Source organism: Bacillus sp. SIMBA_008, from assembly GCF_046535495.1.
Classification (GTDB): Bacteria; Bacillota; Bacilli; order Bacillales; family Bacillaceae; genus Bacillus; species Bacillus subtilis.
Map to the genome: position 1 here is coordinate 1 of NZ_JAWRWL010000072.1, position 394 is coordinate 394.

General features: G+C 54.1%; 1 protein-coding gene. It reads left to right on the forward strand.

All coding sequences use genetic code 11. The features are described from left to right. Window positions 1-394: ATP phosphoribosyltransferase regulatory subunit (locus SB658_RS22170; protein ID WP_410602353.1), on the forward strand; the 394-nt coding region annotated here is incomplete at both ends.

The following is a 394-nucleotide window of genomic DNA, read 5'->3' on the forward strand; positions in this document are numbered from 1 at the left end:
GCTGATCGGCGACGGATCAACAAGCGCGGACGCCGAGGTGATTGCGCTGGCGGCCGGCGCTTTGAAAAACGCGGGATTGCACCGGTTTAAAATCGCGATCGGCCATGCCGGACTCGCTGATGAGCTGTTTGTCGAGGTTTTGGGCAATGCCGAGCGGGCGGATGTTCTGAGGCGCTTTCTCTTTGAAAAGAATTACGTGGGATACAGGGAACATGTCAAATCGCTTCCGCTTTCTTCAATAGACAAAAGCCGGCTGCTCGCACTTTTGGAATTGCGAGGCGGGAAAGAGATATGCGCCAAAGCGGAGGAGATCATCGGAATCTCCGGACAAAGCTTAATTCAGGAGCTGGAAGACCTGTGGGACATTCTTGAGGATTACGGATGTGCCGAGCAT